12 protein-coding genes are annotated in these 18,711 nt (G+C 70.2%); 4 read left to right on the top strand and 8 right to left on the bottom strand.

Annotated features, from left to right (window positions below):
* Positions 1-9: 9 nt before the first annotated feature.
* From NM1_RS31125 to NM1_RS31110, 4 genes are read right to left on the bottom strand one after another with little or no spacing between them, the layout of a single operon-like run.
* Positions 10-465 carry a type II toxin-antitoxin system Rv0910 family toxin gene (locus NM1_RS31125; RefSeq protein WP_068028076.1) on the bottom strand — a complete coding sequence of 152 codons (456 nt, stop codon included), beginning with the start codon at positions 463-465 and terminating at the stop codon, positions 10-12.
* Positions 462-998 (bottom strand): hypothetical protein, encoded by a 537-nt coding sequence (locus tag NM1_RS31120; RefSeq protein ID WP_068028073.1) that lies wholly within the window; start codon positions 996-998, stop codon positions 462-464. The genes NM1_RS31125 and NM1_RS31120 overlap by 4 nt, the downstream gene beginning before the upstream one ends.
* Complete coding sequence (locus NM1_RS31115; protein ID WP_068028070.1) at positions 995-1,222, bottom strand: hypothetical protein; 228 nt, start codon at positions 1,220-1,222, stop codon at positions 995-997. The genes NM1_RS31120 and NM1_RS31115 overlap by 4 nt, the downstream gene beginning before the upstream one ends.
* Before the next feature lie 13 nt (positions 1,223-1,235).
* Positions 1,236-7,562 (bottom strand): type I polyketide synthase, encoded by a 6,327-nt coding sequence (locus NM1_RS31110; RefSeq protein ID WP_169814351.1) that lies wholly within the window; start codon positions 7,560-7,562, stop codon positions 1,236-1,238.
* Between the two features lie 569 nt (positions 7,563-8,131).
* Between NM1_RS31110 and NM1_RS31105 the strand changes: the two genes are divergently transcribed.
* Together NM1_RS31105 and NM1_RS31100 are read left to right on the top strand one after the other, a co-directional pair.
* Positions 8,132-10,150, top strand: coding sequence for a helix-turn-helix transcriptional regulator (locus NM1_RS31105; protein WP_068028065.1), 2,019 nt, complete (start codon positions 8,132-8,134; stop codon positions 10,148-10,150).
* Between the two features lie 115 nt (positions 10,151-10,265).
* Positions 10,266-10,472: a hypothetical protein gene (locus tag NM1_RS31100; protein ID WP_068028063.1), complete on the top strand. Its 207-nt coding sequence runs from the start codon at positions 10,266-10,268 to the stop codon at positions 10,470-10,472.
* Between the two features lie 201 nt (positions 10,473-10,673).
* On the opposite strand, the gene speD is transcribed toward NM1_RS31100, so the two are convergent.
* The 4 genes from speD to NM1_RS31080 form a co-directional block, all read right to left on the bottom strand.
* Entirely contained in the window at positions 10,674-11,891 is a 1,218-nt protein-coding gene (speD, locus tag NM1_RS31095; protein ID WP_068028059.1) for an adenosylmethionine decarboxylase, read from the bottom strand.
* 8 nt (positions 11,892-11,899) lie between these two features.
* The gene (locus NM1_RS31090; RefSeq protein WP_255286238.1) at positions 11,900-13,012 is read right to left on the bottom strand and encodes a type III PLP-dependent enzyme; all 1,113 of its coding nucleotides are present in this window, start codon (positions 13,010-13,012) and stop codon (positions 11,900-11,902) included.
* Between the two features lie 180 nt (positions 13,013-13,192).
* A complete protein-coding gene (locus NM1_RS31085) occupies positions 13,193-15,700 on the bottom strand; it encodes a DEAD/DEAH box helicase (protein ID WP_068028056.1) in 2,508 nt (835 codons plus the stop codon).
* A gap of 64 nt (positions 15,701-15,764) precedes the next feature.
* Entirely contained in the window at positions 15,765-16,712 is a 948-nt protein-coding gene (locus NM1_RS31080) for a PAC2 family protein (RefSeq protein WP_068028053.1), read from the bottom strand.
* A 298-nt stretch (positions 16,713-17,010) separates the two neighbouring features.
* On the opposite strand from NM1_RS31080, the gene NM1_RS31075 reads away from it, so the two are divergent.
* Complete coding sequence (locus NM1_RS31075) at positions 17,011-17,733, top strand: sensor domain-containing protein (protein WP_246011764.1); 723 nt, start codon at positions 17,011-17,013, stop codon at positions 17,731-17,733.
* 45 nt (positions 17,734-17,778) lie between these two features.
* Entirely contained in the window at positions 17,779-18,711 is a 933-nt protein-coding gene (locus tag NM1_RS31070; RefSeq protein ID WP_068028047.1) for an aldo/keto reductase, read from the top strand.

Here is an 18,711-nt window from a genome sequence, read left to right as displayed (position 1 = left end):
ACCAGGTCGCTACCGGCCGGGGCCGGGGGTGCGCGCCGCGGCCAGCGTCGAGAGCCGGTCGAGCGAGGCGGTCAGCTGGGTGCGGCCGTCCTCCTCGACGATCCGCGACAGCTGCGCGTTGAGCATCGGCCCCTCGAAGACGCCGGAGATCGACAGCGTCGTACCGGCCGGGCTGCGCTCGATCCCGAATTCGAAATCGCAGGTCATCCCGCCGGTGCCGCGCCCGGACAGGGTCAGCCGGATCGGCGGGCGGAACTCGGTGACCGTCAGCTCCACGGTGTGCGACATGCCCATCACCCGAATGGCCTGCACCAGGCGGGAATTCAGCTGTAGCTGTTCGGGCGGCTGCTCGAGGAACCGGTCGTGCAGGGTGAACCAATCGCCCCACGAATCGGTATCGGAGATGATCGAATACAGCTGCGGCGGCGCCACCGCCAACTCCTGTACCACTTCGATTCTGTTCATGATGGTCCTCGCTCAGACATCGTCGGATGGGTGTCCTGCGTCCCCGGCTGCGCACCGAGTTGCGTGATCAGCCTGTCGATCGTGGTGAAATCGCGGCGCCGGATCAGCTCGTCGACCACCTCGCCGAGCATCTTGCGCAGCGTCGGCGGCACGGTGCCCGCCACGCGGCCGACGGTGCGCGGGTCCATGAAGGGTGCCGCGTCGGCGACGACCGCCGCCGGAACACCGGTCAGCTTCTCCAGCGGGACACCGGCGCGGCCGTCGAATACGGTGACGACCGACCGGCCCAGGATCCGCGGCGGCAACAGCACCGACGCGTAGTGTGCGGCAACGCGTTTCGGTGCGAGGCGCAGGAACCGGGCGGGGCGCCGATACAGTCCGGCGTAATCGTCGAACAGCCGCAGGGTGATTCGGGTCCGCAGGGCGTGCAGCTGCTGGGGCTGCAGGACTTTCAGGTACTCCACGCGCTCGACCGGCACCTGCAGGGTGGCGGCGAGTTCGGTGAGTTCGAAGCGGGTCAGGGCGTCGGTCATCGCCGCCGCCCGAGGACGAGTGCCCGCAGCAGGGCGCGGGTCGGCCGGGTGCGTGCGGCGAGTTTCTCGTCGAATTCGGCGTGGGCGGCCGCGCGCTCCCGTGCCGGTGCGGTACGCACCAGATTCAGCAGGTCGGCGCAGTGCTGCGCGGACAGCCGCTCGATGCCGGGCAGTTCGCCGCCGAGCTCGCGCTCCAGTTCGGCGCGCGGCGTGGATGCGGTCATCGGTTCTCCTTGCTCAGGCGTGCTCGATCGGTTCGGCCGCAACGGGTTCGGCGCTGCCGGCGTGGCCGTTGCCGAGCCGGTGCACCGAGGTGGACAGCCGGTCGATCAGCTCCGCGGGCACCGCCGCCTCGGCGTGGATGGCGGCCAGGCGGGCCAGCAGCATCTCGACCTCGGCCACGATCGGATCGGCCAGCCCGGCCTCCTCGGGCGCCAGCTGATCGAGGATGTGCCGGGCCAGCAGATTGGCGGTCGGGTACTGGAAGATCACCGAATTCGGCAGCTTCAAGCCGGTGAGCGCGCGCAGATGGGTGCCGAGCTCGATCGAACTGAGCGAGTCGATCCCCATCTCCGTGAATTCCCGGTCGGGCTGGATGTCGGCGGGCGAGGAGTATCCGAGCACCATCGACACCGGCGTCCGGACCATCTCGACCACGACCGCGTGCTGCTGTTGCTGATCGAGTCCGGTGAGCCGCTTGGCCAGCTGGCCGGGATCGCCCATCTGCTGGGTGACCCGGGGCCGGGTGTGCAGCAGCGCCCGGAACAGCGGCGGCAGCTCGGTCACCGCGGCGGCGGCGCGCAGCAGGCCGAGGTTCATACCGATCGGCACCAGATGCGGGCGGCCGGTGTGCAGGGCCGCGTCGAACATCTGCATGGCCGCCGCGGTGGACATCGGGGTGATGCCCATCCGGGTCAGGCGGGCGCGGTCCTTCTCGTCGAGAGTGCTGGTGTTGGCGGTGGTCTCGGCCCACCAGCCCCACGCCATCGAGGTGGCGGGCAGCCCGCGGTGGTACCGGTGCTGCGCCAGCGCGTCGACGTAGACGTTGGCCGCGCCGTAGTTGGCCTGACCGGGCGACCCCAAAGTCCCTGCGGCGGAGGAGAACAGCACGAACATCGACAGGTCGAGGTGCGCGGTCAGCTCGTGCAGGTACTGTGCGCCGTCGGCCTTGGCGGGCAGGACGGCGTTGATATGTTCCGGGGTGAGGCTCGGCAGGGTCGCATCCGCGATCGTGGCGGCGACGTGGACGACCGCGCCCAGCGGATGGTCGGCGGGAATCGTGCCGAGCAGCTCCGCGAGGGCCCGGACGTCGGAGGTGTCGCAGGATGCCACGGTGACGTGGGCGCCCTCGCCGGACAGCTCGGCGACCAGATCCGATACTCCCGGGGCCTGCGCGCCACTCCGGCTGGCCAGCAGCAGGTTTCGCGCACCGTGCCGCGTCACCAGATGCCGGGCGACGAGTCCGCCGATGGTGCCGGTGCCGCCGGTGACGAGCACGGTGGCGCCGGGGTCGAAGGCGCGCGGCCAGGTCAGCACGACCTTGCCGGTGTGCAGGGCCTCGCTGGTGTAGCGCAGCGCGGCGGCGGCGTGCCGGACGTCGAAGCGGGTCAGCGGCAGCGGTGGCAGCTCGGCGCGGCCGAAGCAGCCCACGAGTTCGCTCAGCATGTCCCGCAGTCGATCCGGGTCGAGGGCGCCCAGCTCGAACGACGAATATCCGATATCGCCGCGCCGCTCGCCCGCCTGTTCGGGCGTGAGCACGGTGGCCCGCCCGACCTCGACGAACCGCCCGCCGGGGGCGACCAGGCCGAGCGCGGCGCCGGTGAGCTGCTCGGGCAGCAGATTGAGCACGATGTCGACCCCGCGCTCGCCGAAGACATCGGCGAACCGCGCCGAACGCGAGTCGCCCAGGTGATCGTCGTCGATCCCCAAGGAGCGCAGCGCATCCCATTTGGCGGTGCTCGCGGTGGCGAAGATCTCGAGGCCGAGCCGTCGGGCCAGGTGGATCGCCGCGGTGCCGACGCCGCCGGCCGCGCAGTGCACCATGATCGTCTGCCCCGGCTTGGCCTCGGCGCTGCGCAGTGCGTGCAGCGCGGTCAGATACGCGACCGGCGCGGTCGCGGCCTCGGCGAACGACCACGCCTCCGGCACACGCGCCAGGACGCGGTGGTCGGTGGTCACGGCCGAGCCGATGCCGCCGAACAGGCCGAAAACCCGGTCGCCGACGGCGAATTCGGTGACATCGGGAGCCGTCGCCGTCACCACCCCCGCGGCCTCGTGGACGACCCGGTCCGGGACGCCGTGCGCCGCGTCCAGTCCGGCCAGCACCACCGGGAAGGAGATTCCCGCGGCGCGCAGGTCGACGGCCACCGCACCGGCGGGCAGCTCGCCGACCGGTTCCGCGGCGGCCAGCGCGGCATCCTCGAGATTGCCCGACGACGGGATGTCGAGCCGCCAGGGCGCCTGCAGCAGCTTCCCGGCGCCGACGGCCGACTCGGGCTCGGTCCGGATGCGCCGGCCGCAGAATTCGCCGCGCCGCCACAGCAATTCGGGCTCGTCGGACGCTACGGCGGTCGCGATATCGTCGAGGGTGATGGCGCTGTCGTCCAGATCGATCTGCACGATGCGGTCCGGATTCTCGGTCTGCGCGCTGCGCACCAGCCCCCAGACCGCCGCACCCGCTGGATCGGTGACGTCCTCGGACTCGTCGGCGGCGTGGGTGCCGCGGGCGAGGAGCACCAATGTGGTTTCCGCGCAGCGGTCGTCGGCCAGCCACCGCTGCAGGCGGTCCAGCACCGCGACCAGGCGATCCCGAGTGCTACCCGGAGCACCGGGCGGCGACCACACCACCACCGGCGGCAGTGGGCCGTCCCCGGTCAGGAGCTCGTCCAGATCATGAAGCGCGGGAAGGGTTTCCGCGTCGGCGACGCCGTGCTCGCCGACCACGACCCATTCCTCGGAGCCGCCGGAATACCGCGCCCGTGACAGCGGCGCCCGCAGCCAGTCGATCCGGAACAGCGATTCCTGCTGCGCGGACAGCCCGCGTTCGGCGAGCTTCGTCATGGAGATCGTCCGAACCTGCAACACCCCGGTGCCGATGGGGCGGCCGCCGCTGTCGCACAGCAGCCAGCGCACCCGGTCCGTGCCCGCGGGCGTCAGCCGCACCCGCAGCGCCGCGGCGCCGACCGCGTACAGCGACACCTGCTCCCAGGCGAACGGCAGCCGGATCGCGTTGCCCTGCACCGCCGTCAGTTCCGCGACCGCAGCGGTCGCCTGCAGCGCGGAATCCAGCAGTGCCGGATGCAGGCCGTACTTGTCGGCGTCGTTCACCGACTCGGGCAGGGCGACCTCGGCGAAGACGTCCTCGCCCCGGCGCCAGACCGCCTGCATCCCTTGGAATATCGGTCCGTACTGGTACCCGAGGGCGGCGAGACCCCGATAGGTCGCCGCGGGGTCCATCGCCACCTCGGCGCCGATCGGCGGCCAGATCTCGAGGCCCTGCTGGTCGACGGCCGTCTCCTGGGCCACGCTCAGGAGCCCGTCGGCGTGCAGGCTCCACAGGTTCTCGGCGGTGTCGTCGGCCTCGGGCCGGGAGTAGACGGCGATCGTGCGCTGCCCCTGCCTGTTTCGCTCACCGGCCAGCACCTGGACGTGCACGGCGCCGCGCTCGGGCAGCGTGATGGGGGTGTACATGGTCAGCTTCTCCACGCGCGGGCAGCCCACGCTGTCGCCGACGTGCAGCGCCAGCTCCAGCAGCATCGCGCCCGGTACGAGGATGTTGCCGTTGAGGGCGTGGTCGGCCATCCAGGCGTGGGTGGCCACCGACAGCCGCGTGGTGAAGGTGTACTTGTCGGCGCCCGGCAGTTCGGTCATCGCGCCGAGCAGCGGGTGGCCGGGGTCGGCGAGGCCGAATCCGGACGGCTTGCCGCCGAGCATCGTTCCCGCGGCCGTCAGCCAGTACTTCTGGTACTGGAAGGCGTAGGTCGGCAGCTCCACGCCGCCGCGGTACCCGTCGAACAGCACGGGCCAGTCCGGCGAGACGCCGCGCACATGCGCGCGGGCCAGCGCGGACAGGAATCCGTGCAGGCCGTCGTCGTCGCGGTCCACCGAACCGGTGACGACGACGAATTCCGGTTCCGCGCCCCAGTGTTCGAGCGATTCGTGCATCGCGGCGGTCAGCACCGGATGCGTGCTCATCTCCAGGAACGCCGTGTAGCCCGACTGATAGGCGGCCTGGAATCCGGCGTCGAACTGCACCGTCTCGCGCATATTGCGGAACCAGTACCCGGGGCCGAGCTCGAGCGGCGACAGCAGGTCGCCGGTGACCGTGGAGAAGATCGCCACCTCGGTGTCGTGCGCGGTGACCGGGGCGACGGCGGACTCCACCTCCGCGCGCAGGACATCGAAGTGGCTGGAGTGCCCCGCCACGTCGGAGCCGATGCGCCGGGCCCGCACGCCCTGCTCCTCGCAGCGCGACAGCAGTGCCTGCACGGCATCGAGCCCGCCCGAGACAACAGTCGTCCGTGGGGAATTGACCGCGGCCACGGTCAATCCGGCCAAGCCCGCGAGGATCTCCTCGACCTGTTCGGCGGGGGCGTTGACCGACACCATCGCGCCGGTCCCGGCGAGGGTCCCGATAGCCCGGCTGCGCAGCGCGACGATGCGCGCGGCATCCGACAGCGACAGCACCCCGGCGACATACGCGGCGGCCACCTCACCCTGCGAATGCCCCAGTACCGCATCCGGTTTCACGCCCAGCGACTGCCACAGCGCCGCCATCGCCGTCATGGTCGTGAACAGCAGCGGCTGCACCACGTCGATGCGCTCGGGGTTCGGGGTGCCGGGGACGGCCGCCAGGGTGTCGGCCACCGACCAGTCCACGAACTGCGCGAAGGCCTCGTCGCAGGCGCGCACGTGCGCGGCGAACACCGGCGACTCCCGCATGAGTCGCGCGCCCATGCCGACGTATTGCGCGCCCTGGCCGGGGAATACGAAGACCACTCGGTGGTCGGCGGCCACCCCGTGGATCGTGCCCAGCAGGCGGCCCTCCGCGATCGCCGCCAGCCCCTCGTGCAGATCGCCCGCGGCGCAACCGATGACGGCCGCGCGATGTTCGAACGCCGCCCGCGTGGTCGCCAGCGCATACGCCACCGCGCCGTGGTCGAGTTCCGGATGGGCGCGCAGATGGTCGAGCAGTGTGCGCGCCTGCTCCGACAGGGCCTGCGCGCTGCGGCCGGATACGGTCCAGATCATCTCGGCGGCAGTGGATTCCGGTACCGGCACGAGGGCGGCGGGCGGCTCCGGAGCCTGCTCCACGATCACGTGGGCATTGGTGCCGCTGATGCCGAACGACGAGATTCCGGCGCGGCGCGGCCGCCCGTGCTCGGGCCAGGGCCGCGCCGCCGTGACGACCTCGACCGCGCCCGAGGACCAGTCCACGCTCGAGGTGCGTTCGGCGACATGCAGACTCGCGGGCACGATGCCGTGCCGGATGGCCTCGATCATCTTCACGATCCCGGCCACCCCCGCGGCCGCCTGCGCATGCCCGAAGTTCGATTTGATCGATCCCAGCAGCAACGGCGAATCGGCCGGGCGGCCCTGCCCGTAGCCCGCGAACAACGCCTCCAGTTCCAGCGGATCACCCACCGGCGTCCCCGTGCCGTGGCCCTCGACCACGTCCACCTCGGCGGCCGTGAGATCGGCATCGGCGAGCGCCGACTCGATGAGCGCGGTCTGCGCCGCGGCGCTGGGCACCGTCAGCCCCTTCGACGCCCCGTCCTGGTTGATCGCCGACCCGCGCAGCAGCGCGAGAATGCGATGCCCGTGCCGACGGGCGTCGTCGGCGCGCTCCAGCACCAGCATGGCCGCGCCCTCCGCGACGCAGAACCCGTCCGCGTCGGCCGAATACGCCTTGCTGCGGCCGTCCCGCGACACCGCGCCGTGCTGGCCCAGCGCGTAGAACCCGGTCAGCGTCGACATGATGGTCACGCCGCCGGCCAGTGCCAGCGTGCATTCGGCGCCGCGCAGCGCCTGCGCGGCGAGGTGCACGGCCACCAGCGACGACGAGCAGGCGGTGTCCACCGTCATCGCCGGGCCCTCGAAGCCGAGCAGATACGAGATCCGGCCCGACAGCACGCTCTGGCTCATACCCGTCGCGATGTAGCCGGGATCGATATCCTGTTGCCCGAACGCGAGATACGCGTAGTCACCGGCCATGGAGCCGATGTAGATGCCGGTCCGCGACTGCCGCAGCCGATGCGGATCGATACCGGCGTGCTCGAGCGACTGCCAGCACACCTCGAGCGCGATCCGCTGTTGCGGATCCATCGCCCGGGCCTCGCGCGGGCTGATGCCGAAGAACTCCGAGTCGAATGCTCCGGGCTCCTCGATGAACCCGCCCTTCGGGGCGAATGCGGCGATGATCTCCGGCTCCGCCATGCCCACCATTTCCGGCATCGGCCGTTCTGCCGGAAATTCGCTGGAGACGTGCTGTCCGGCGGCGACGAATTCCCAGAGCTGCCCGGGTGAACCGATTCCCCCGGGAAAACGGCACCCGATGCCTACCACTGCGATATCGTCCCGGCCCGTTGCTGCCCGCATGGTATTCCCTCTGTCGGTGATCTTGTCCACCGGATCGATTCGCTCGCAGGACGGAATAGCCGGGTGCGGAAGATTATCGAGTGGGCGCTCGGGATCGTCGATGAAATGCGCGGTAACTCGCGGCTCGGCCCGTTTCCTGAGAGTGAATCCGGTTCGCCGTAGATCGTGCGCCGGACCGGCTCTGTGTGCCAACCCCAAGGCGACCCCTAATCCCGAAAAGGGGGTTTCGGGGGCGGTGCGCGAGGCACTCGCAGATCCGCCGGAGGAGACGGTGCGCACCCCGGTGTCAACCCGGGGAAAACCCCTACCCGGGCGAATTGTGGTGCGTCACAGGCTCGATCGCGTGTCTGGGACGCGATTTCGGCGGTAATATACGGCTGCTTGTCGATCATGTTTGCGGAGGGGCGATGCATTCGGTTGATTGTTCACGCTCGTCGTTGTGCAGCCATGCCGGATCCGGCTGCGAAATTTCGTCATATTGCGGGTCGGCGCCTTCGCCCGGCGCCCGGGTCGTGCAGTCGATTGCCGTACTCGGTGTGCGCAGCACGCTCGATGTCGTCGTCGATCTGGCCGGTATCGATGCGGCGGTGGTTTACGAAATTGTCGACAGGCTCACCGCGGCCGGATTTCTCGAGGATTCGCGTTTTCGCTGTGCACACGCCGCGGACGCCATCCTCCGCGGCACGGCGCCGGAACTGCGGCGGGGTCTGCACCGCCGCGCCGCGCACATTCTCTACGAGCGCGGCGCCTCTCCGGCCGATATTGCCGAACATCTGGTCGCCGCGGGGGAGCCGCAGGAACCGTGGGCGCGCACCGTACTGCGCCGCGCGGCCGACGATGCGCTGTCGGTCGACGAATTCGACACGGCGGTGCGCTATCTGGAGGTCGCCTACCGATCCAGCGCGGACGCCGGCGAGCGGGCCGAGACCTCGGCGCAGCTGGTATCGGTGGAGTGGCACAGCAATCCCTCCACGGCCACCAGGAATTTCGCCCGCCTGAAGGCGGCCGCGGCCGCGGGCTCGCTGCCGATTCCGGCGCGACCGGTCGCGGCCCGGTGCCTGCTCTGGCACGGCCACCGCGAGCAGGTGCGGTCGGCGCTGGACGTGGTCGGCCCGGTGGCGGTGACCGACGGCACCACGGCCGACGAGCTGGCGTTCCTGCGCTCCTGGATCGGCTACACCTACCCCGAGGCCGCCGCCGATTGCCCGGCGCCGCAACGGCATACGGTGTCGGCGCCGGATTCGGCGCACGCGCTGGCCACCCGGCTGCTGGCCGCGTTCCCCGCCGACAGTACCGGCGAGGCCACCGCGACCACGGCCTACCGCATCCTGGCCAGGCATCGCCTCGACGCCTCGACGGTCGGCCCGCTGCGGGTCGCCCTCGAGGGGCTGATCTACGCGGGCAGGCTCGTGCTGGCCGCGGCCTGGTGCGATGCGCTGCTGGCCGAGGCGACGGCCCGGCGGGCGCCGACCTGGCAGTCCGAATTCGCCGCGCTGCGGGCGGAGATCTCGCTGCGCCAGGGACGGCTGACCGAGGCCGTCGGCTCCGCGGACCTCGCGCTGAACTGTATTCCCGCCGCGAATCTCGGCGCCGGCGCCGCCCTCCCGGTGGCGGCGCACGTCCGCGCGCTCACCGCCGCGGGCCGCTACGAGCAGGCACACCTGCAACTCGACCGGCAGCTGCCCGCCGAACTCGCCGATTCGCGAATGACCCTGCCGTACTTGCACGCTCGCGGCCATCTGCGGCTGGTCACGGCCGGTCCGGACCGGGCACTGGCCGATTTTCACCGGTGCGGCGAGCTGATGCTGCGGTGGCGCCTGGACATCCCCGGGCTGGTGCCGTGGCGCAACGATCTGGCCGAGGCGCACCTGGCCCGCGGCGATCACGGCCGCACCCGCGGCTACGCCGAGGCCCATCTGCGGCGGCTCGGGACGGCGCAGCGGCATGCCAGCGGCGGGGTGTCACTGCGGCTGATCGCGGCGACCAGGGATCCGCGCGACCGCATTCCCCCGCTGCAGGAGGCCGCGGCCATCGCGCGCCGCAACGACAACGAGCTGGAGCTGGCGGCGACACTGGCCGAGCTGGCGACGGCCTACGAGATGATCGGCAGGCAGGCTCGCGCGCACGCGGTCCGGCACGCCGCCCTGACCCTGGCCGACAAGTGCGGGGCCGAGCCGTTGCGACGGCGATGTGCCCGGGATCCGCAGCGTGTCGCCGGAACGGGCGATCCAGGCGGTCCGAGTGCGAAAGATGCGGGGGCACAGCATGATTCGGCATCGGTGGGCGCGGAGCTGAGCACCGCCGAGTATCGGGTGGCGGAACTGGCCGCCCAGGGGGTGTCCAATCGCGAGATCGCCCGGACGCTCGGTGTCACCGTGAGCACCGTGGAGCAGCATCTGACCCACACCTACCGGAAGCTGCGGGTGCGGCGGCGCACCGAACTGCGCTACGTGCTGGCACGCCATCCGGGCACCGGTGACACGGGCCGCGGAACCGCACATCGGACGCGGGAAACGGCCACGCCACCAGCGGTTCTCGGTGCATACTTGCGGTGACGGCGATGCGCCGCCGCCCGGTCGGTGTATCGCGCCCGAAGGCCCGCCGACGTGCCCGCGAGACCGCTCACTCGCTCGATCCGAATGGCAGCCACCCCTGCCCGAGGAGCTCGATATGGCCCAAGCTGCGCAGAACTACCACACGGGCTACCGCGCGGGGTACCGCGCGGGGTACCGGGACGGTGTCGCGGCCGCCCGCCACCTCGCGGGCGAGACCGCCACGCCGCCGCTGGTGCGGCCGGGTGATTACGGGCAGGGCTACCTCGCCGGCTACGTCGACGGCTACCGATGGTCCTGGACCGAACCGGCCCGCTCCGAGTAGTGCGAACAGCAACGTCGAATAGTACGGACAGCGAAACGTCGAGCAGCACGGCCAGCGAAACGCCCGCCCGGACAAGGTGTCCGGGCGGGCGTCCGCAATGCCGGGCGGCGGCGCAATCGCCGGGGCGGCCGTGGCGCAATCGCCGGGAGGCGTGGCCAGGTGCCCGGCTGGCGGTGACGCCGGTGCCCCGTACCGGTCGGCTCAGGCTACGGCGGCGCCCACGCGCAAGGCGTGCGGTTCGATGGCGCCGCGGACCAGGGCCTGCTCGTCGATCGTCGCGGCCCGATACGGCAGCCGCGACAGCCGCTCCGTCATCGCGGCGACCGGATCGGCGACCGGCTGCGCGACGCCGAACAGGAACGTCCACTCGTGCTCGTCGGAGCCGTAGGGGACGACCGTGTCGAACAGGTCGCGGAACCGCTGCCACGACCGCTTCAGGGTTTCGTTGCGCCACATGGTCGCACAGCCCGCCTGCGCCGCCAGCACGCCGCCGTCGGACAGCAGCGCCTTACATCGGGTGAGGAACTCCTCCTCGTACAGGCGGTTGTGCTGGGCGTCCTCGACCCGCTCGTCGGGCAGGTCGATGACGATGACGTCGTAGCGCACGCCCTCGGCCTCGGCCTTGCCCAGGAAGTCCCAACCGTCGGCGTAGTGCATCCGGATCGGCCCGCTGCCCGCGACCGCCTCGGCCAGATCGGCCTCGGTGTAGCCGTAGGGGAGGTGCTTCGCGCACAGCTCCACCTCGAGCTGGTCGATGTCGACGTGATCGACCCGGGATGCCCCGGCCGCCACCGACATCTGGCTGGCGACCCCCTCGCCGGAGCCGACGATCAGCACATTGTCGAGCTTCGCCGCCAGCGCGTACGCCGGGACCAGCATCGCCTCGTGATAGGTCAGCTGGGAGAACTCGGTGGACTGGCGATCGTCGTCGGAGAACAGCGAGATGCCCTGTTCGGTCCGCGCGATCACCATGTGCTGGAACGGAGTTCGGGTGTCGACCAGCACCTCGGAGAGATCCCAGATGCGGGTCAGACCGGCGCCCACCGGCTCGTGGATGCGCCGCGCCGAGTGCCCGCGCTGGATGACCTCGGTGTGCACGGTCCCGGGGGACAGCTCGGCGGCCAGCAGGTCGACCGCCTTGGTCGCACCCGCGCCGATACTCCCGCAGGTGAACACGTCGACGAAGATGTCACCGGATTCCGGATAGGTGTGGATGGAGGCATGCGACTCCGATAGCAGCGCCAGCACCGTGACGCCCATCGGCTCGAACTTCTTGTGCACCACATCGCAGATCGTCACGCCCGCGGCGAGCAACGATTTTCGAAGTGCTGCTTCGAGTCGTTCGAGGTCGTCGCAGAGAGCCGCGTCGACACCACCGAACTCGGCCAGCACATGCCAGCCGGTGAATTCTGCCGTCATGGGCAAACTCACTCTCGCTCAGCGCCGATGACATGCACAGTCAAAGGCGGAAAACCGTTGAAGGACACCGACGAATAACTCGCCGTATAAGCGCCGGTATCGAGGATCCGAACGGGATCACCGGCTCGCAGCGTGGTCGGTAACAGGACCCGCGTGCGTTGATACAGTACATCGTCTCCGTCGCAGGTCGGTCCGGCAATCACCGCCTCGTCGCGGGGGTCACCGTCTCGTAAGGTTTCGATGCGATAAGCGATGTACTCGTTCTCGGTCTCGGCCATGCCGTTGTAGCGGCCGATGTCGAGGTATACCCAGCGCCGCCCGTCCGGCGCGATGCGCACGTTCACGACCTCGGCGTGAATCACACCGGCGTTGCCCACCAGGGCCCGGCCGGGTTCCACCACCAGTTCGCTGTGCTCCGGGAGGTACCGCGTCGCCGCCTCGGCGATCACCGCACCCAGATCGGACAGCTCCGGCGCCGGATCGACATACGAAATCGGCAGTCCGCCACCGATATTCACCGATCGCACCGGAATGTCCTTGACCGCCAACGCTTCCGCGATGGCACCCGCCTGTTCGAGGCCGATCTGCCACGCGACCGGATCCAGCTGCTGAGAGCCCACGTGGAAGTAGGGACCCACCGGCCGCAGGCCGAGATCGCGGGCGCGCACCAGCAGCCGCACCGCCTCGCCCGGCGCACAGCCGAACTTGGCGCCGAACGGGGTCTGCGACTGCGGCGCCGAGGCCAGGAAGCGGCATTCCACCTCCGACCCCGGGGCATGCTCGGCGATGCGATCCAGGTCGTCCTCGGTGTCGAAGGCGTACCGGCGCACGCCCGAGGCGTAGGCGGTCGCGATCTGGCTCGCCTTCTTCAGGGGGTTGCCGTAGCAGAGCACGGCGGGATCGACGCCCAGGCTCAGGCACTGCTCGATCTCACCGATACTGGCGACGTCGAATTCCGCGCCCGCCGCGGCGAGCAGCCGGATGATCTCCGGCATCGGAGAAGCCTTGACCGCGAATCGAATTCGCGCGGTGGGTAGCGCGGACCGCAGTGCGCGGTAATTGTCGCGCACCCGGGCGAGATCGATGACGAGACAAGGTGACTCGGGCGCGTGTGTATCCAACAATCTAAGGGGACTCTCTTTCTTCCGGGCAGCCTCCCCGCTGCAGGCAGCGAGCGCGAGAGTATCAGCGGGACGGCATGGAAAACGAACCGGATTAACGTCGTCTTGATCACTGACGGGAGCGGCGAGCCGCGTCCCGCGGGACGGGTCTTCGGAGCGCGAGTCGTGCGAATGCGCCGGTCATCCCGCCGTCACCGCCACGTCGTCGAACACCACCTCGCCGGCGGCGTCGGATTCGGACAGATCGACGACCGCGTCGACCGACCAGCCGTGGTCACCGGCCGGATCGTCGAGCACCTGGCGCACGTGCCAGAAACCGGGGCGCTGCTCGAGCTGGAACAACCGCGGGCCGCGCGCGTTCGGGCCGGTGCCGATCTCGCCGTATTCGTCGAAGTACGGCGCGAGGTCGTGCTCCCAGTCCGGGCCGTCGCCGAGGTCGTCGAGCGCCTGCCAGCGTCGCAGCGCGGCCATCTCGACGCGGCGGAACACGGCGTTGCGCACCATCACCTTGAACGCGCGCTCGTTGGCCGAGATCGGGCGCACGGTCTCCGCGCCGAAGGCCAGCTGCTCGGCGTCGTTCTCCGCGCCCGGGTTGGTCAGCTGCTCCCACTCGTCGAGCAGGCTCGAATCCACCTGCCGGACCAGCTCGCCGAGCCACTCCGTGACGTCTTCCAGCTCCTCGGTGCGCGCGGATTCGGGGACGGTGCGGCGCAGCGCGCGGTAGGCGTCGGCGAGGTAGCGCAGCACCATGCCCTCGGAGCGAGCCAGTTCGTACTCGTTGATCAGCTCGGTGAAAGTCATTGCGCGCTCGATCATTTCGCGCACCACCGCCTTGGGGGCGGGACTGAACTCGGACACCCAGGGATGGCCCGCGCGGTAGGTCTCGAAGGCCGGTTCGATCAGCTCGGCGAGCGGCTTGGGCCAGGTGATGTCCTCGATGAGCTCCATGCGCTCGTCGTAGTCGATGCCGTCGGCCTTCATCTCCCCGATGGCGGCGCCGCGCGCCTTGTGCTGCTGGGCGAGCAGCAGCTGACGCGGGTCCTCCAGCGTGGATTCGATGATCGACACCACATCCAGTGTGTAAGTCGGCGCATCGCTGTCAAGTAGTTCCAGGGCGGCCAGCGCGAACGGCGACAGCGGCTGGTCGAGGGCGAAGTCGCGCTGCAGGTCGACGGTCAGCCGGGCGCGACGGCCGGTCTCGTCGGGCTCGTCGAGCTGCTGCACCACGCCCGCGTCTCGGAGCGCGCGATACAGCCGGATCGCCTCGAGGATATGTTTACGCTGCGCCGGGCGTGGCTCATGGTTGTCCTCGAGCAGATGGCGCATGGCGTCGAAGCAGTTGCCGGGGCGGGCGATGACATTGAGCAGTAGCGAATTGGTGACCCGGAAGCGCGACACCATCGGCTCCGGCTCGGCGGCGACGAGGCGGTCGAAGGTGTCCTCGGACCAGGACACGAAGCCCTCCGGCGGCTTGCGGCGCTGCACCTTGCGCTGCTTCTTCGGATCGTCACCGGCCTTGGCGAGCAGGCGGGCGTTCTCGATCTCGTGCTCGGGCGCCTGCACCACGACCGTGCCGGTGGTGTCGTACCCGGCGCGACCGGCCCGCCCGGAGATCTGGTGGAATTCGCGGGCCTTGAGGCGGCGGGTGCGCACCCCGTCGAATTTGGTGAGGCCGGTGAGCAGCACGGTGCGGATCGGCACATTGATCCCGACGCCCAGGGTGTCGGTGCCGCACACCACCTTCAGCAGGCCCTCCTGGGCCAGCCGCTCCACCAGGCGGCGGTACTTGGGCAGCATGCCGGCGTGGTGCACGCCGATGCCGTGCCGGATCAGCCGCGACAGCGTCTTGCCGAACCCGCTGGAGAAGCGGAAGCCGCCGATGGCCTCGGCGATCGCCTCCTTCTCCGCCTTGGACGCGAAGTTGACGCTGGTGAGCGCCTGTGCCCGCTCGAGGGCCGCGGCCTGGGTGAAATGCACGACGTAGACGGGGGACTGGTGCGTGGTGACCAGTTCCTCCAGCGTCTCGGTGATGGGCGTGCGGCGATACGAAAACGTCAGTGGCACAGGGCGTTCCGAGCCGCTCACCAGCGCGGTGGGGCGTCCGGTCCGGCGTTCGAGATCGCGGGCGAAGAAGTCGACCTCGCCGAGCGTGGCCGACATCAGCAGGAACTGCGCCCGCGGCAGCTCCAGCAGCGGCACCTGCCAGGCCCAGCCGCGGTCCGGGTCGGCGTAGAAGTGGAACTCGTCCATCACCACCTGGCCGACGTCGGCGGCCGCGCCCTCGCGCAGCGCCAGATTGGCCAGGATCTCGGCGGTCGCGCAGATGATCGGCGCGGTCGGATTCACCGCCGCGTCGCCGGTCACCATGCCGACCCGGTCGGCGCCGAACACCTCGCACAGCGCGAAGAACTTCTCGCTGACCAGGGCCTTGATCGGGGCGGTGTAGTAGCTGCGCTCACCCCGGTTGAGCGCCGCGAAGTGCGCGCCCACCGCGACCATCGACTTTCCCGAGCCGGTGGGGGTCGACAGGATGACGTTGGCGCCGGTCATGAGCTCGAGCAGGGCTTCCTCCTGCGCCGGATACAGCGCCAGGCCCTGATCGACCGTCCATTCGGCGAAGGTCTCGTACAGCCAATCCGCGTCGACGTCGGGCACGACACGGTCGGGGATCAACTCGGAAAGCTGCACGTGCTTCTACGTTACCGGGAAGGGGCGGCCGCTCCGCAAACCGATACCGCGCGGCAGCCCCGAACTACCGCAGTTCCCCGCCCTCTGTTCCGTCGCCGAACTCGCCCTGCTCGGCGAGGAAGCGTTCGAACTCCGCGCCCAGTTCGTCGCCGGTCGGCAGGTCCGCCTCGCGGGCCAGCAGGCTGGACTGGCGCTCCTGCGCGGTGACGAAGCTGTCGTACTGCCGCTCCAGGGCGTTGACCACCGTCTCCACCTCGGTGTTCCCGGCGATGTGCTCGTTCACCTGCTCGCGGACCTTGGCCGCCGACTCGCTGAGCGCCGCCAGCGGGAACTCCAGTCCGGCGTTCTCGGAGACGTTCTCCAGCAGCGTCTGCGCGGCCTCCGGATACGCGGTCTGGGCCAGGTAGTGCGGCACGTGCACGGAGAAGCCGATCGACTCCTGGCCGTGCTGGGCCATCCGGTACTCCAGCAACGACGAGGCACTGCCGGGCACCTGCAGCTCACCCGGCCAGCGCTGATGCTCACCGATCAGGTCGCGGTCGCTGGCGTGCGCGGTGACGCCGAGCGGGCGGGTGTGCGGGATCGCCATCGGAATGGCGGACAGGCCGATGGTCCGGCGCACTCCCAGCTGCTCGGCCAGCAGGCGGGTGGCGGTGACGAATTTCTCCCAGCGCAGATCCGGTTCCAGCCCGGCCAGCAGCAGGAACGGGGTACCCGCGGTATCGCGCAGCGCCCACAGGTTGAGCTCCGGATCGGCGTAGTCGGAGAAGTGGTCGGTCTTGAACGTCATCAGGGGGCGCCGCGACCGGTAGTCGAGCAGCTCGTCCACGTCGAACGAGGCGACCAGCTCCGATTCGAGGCTCTCGCGCAGATGAGTGGTGGCCAGGCGTACCGCGTGGCCGGCATCGGTGAAGCCTTCCAACCCGTGTACCAGCACCGGACCAGCGCCGTCGGCGGACGACAGCTGCGGAGCGGGGAACTCCAGCTCGTACATTCGCGACTCGTAGTCCATCGCGTACTCCTTCCTGCGTGGTGCGCCCGCATCCGTTGCGTCGGATAGCCGGTCCCGAAGCCGTGCCCGGCGGAAATGCGTCCATACCGGTCATAGTCCGGGGCCCGCCGTCACAACCGGCGGCGGATGTGATGTGGCGAACCACCTTCATTGTCTCTCATGTGCTTCGGAGACCGCGCCGGGTGGGTGCACCGCACGTCCGAACAACGGGCGAGGCGCGATTCGCATTCCCGGCGCGCGGCCCCGGCGTGGCAGTCCCGGCGAACAGCGGGCGTTCGGCATAGTGAAAAGTGTGATCGTGCCGGATTCACCGGGTCCGCGGCCGCGCAGGAAGGGCAGCGCGGCGGCGCGCGTGCTGGGCGGTATGGCCCTGACCGGCCTGCTCGCGGCGTGCGGCCAGACGGTGCCGGGCACTCCGGAGGCCATGCAGCAAACCGCGGTCACCCGGCACATCGGTACGCCCCTGGCGCGGCTGCTGCCCGGCCAGGATCGGTTCCCCGCCCGCTACACGGCCGTGGTGCTGCCGGTCGAGCAGGCCCGCCGTGCGGTCGCCGACCTGGCGGGCGTTCCGGCCGGGTCGCTGGCCGATCCCGAGGATTGCGCGCCGCCGCAGCCGCGGTTCGATACCGACCGGCTCGCCGTCGTCGTGGGCACCGACAACGACACTCGCGCCACCATCACCGTCGAGCTGAGCCGGACCGATCAGCCGATGGCCCGGTTGCGAGATCAGTTGGGGCACTGCGAAGCCGTGCGTGTGCAGCGCGGTCCGCTCGCCAATGCCGTTGTGACGCAAGTGGAACCGCCGCCGCCCGTCTCCGCCGACGACGCACTCGCGCTGCGGCGCACCGTATCCGGGCCGATGGACGGTCCGGGACTCACGCAATCCATGCGGCTGCTGGTGGCGCAGATCGGTGACGTGCGCATCAACGCGACCTACATGAGCTTCGACGGCGCCGCACCGGATATGCGGGCGCTCGGCGACGTGTTCGATGCCACAGTCGCGAATGTCCGAAAGGGCTGAGAATCTCGCGAGACCGCCGCCGGACCGCGGAGTACGTTCGAACTCATGGCGAAACTTGGTACAACCGATTTGGATGTGTTTCCCCTGTGCCTCGGTGGCAACGTGTTCGGATGGACCGCCGACCAGGCCGTATCCTTCGCGGTACTGGATGCCTACGCGGCGGCCGGCGGGAATTTCGTCGACACCGCCGACGTGTACTCGGCCTGGGTGCCCGGTAACAGCGGCGGCGAGTCCGAGACCGTGCTCGGACAGTGGCTGGCCGCACGCGGCAACCGCGACAGTGTGGTGATCGCCACCAAGGGCAGTCGGCTCGCGCCGTTCGAGGGCTTGTCCGCCAAGGCGATTCACGGTGCGGCCGACGCATCGCTGCGGCGGCTCGGCACCGACTACATCGATCTGTACTACGCGCACTACGACGATCCGGACACCCCGGTGGCGGAGACGGTCGCCGCCTACGACGAACTGGTCCGCGCCGGGAAGGTGCGGTATGTGGCCGTGTCCAATATGTCCACCGACCGCATCCGCGAATCGCTGGCCGTCGCCGACCGGGAGGGGCTGGCCCGGTACGTGGCCATCCAGCCGCACTACAACCTGGTGGAGCGGGCGGACTTCGAGCGCGATGTGCTGCCGCTGGCGAGTGCCGAGGGGCTGGCGACGGTGCCGTACTACGCGCTGGCCAAGGGGTTTCTGACCGGCAAGTATCGGCCGGGGGTCGAGGTGGACAGCCCGCGGGCCCAGGGCGCGGCGTCCTATCTCGACGAGCGGGGCGAGCGTGTGCTGGGCGAGCTGGATCGCATCGCCGCCGCTCACGGCGTCCCGATCGCCGCGGTCTCGCTGGCCTGGCTGGCCGCGCAGCCCACGGTCGCCGCGCCGATCGCGAGTGCCCGCACTCCGGAACAGCTGGCCGACCTGCTGCCGGTGGGCGAGCTGCGGCTGTCCGACGAGGAGTTGTCGGCGCTCACCGCAGCCTCCGACTAG

Source organism: Nocardia mexicana NBRC 108244, assembly GCF_001613165.1.
Lineage (GTDB): Bacteria > Actinomycetota > Actinomycetes > Mycobacteriales > Mycobacteriaceae > Nocardia > Nocardia mexicana.
This window is presented reverse-complemented; position numbering and strand designations above follow the sequence as displayed.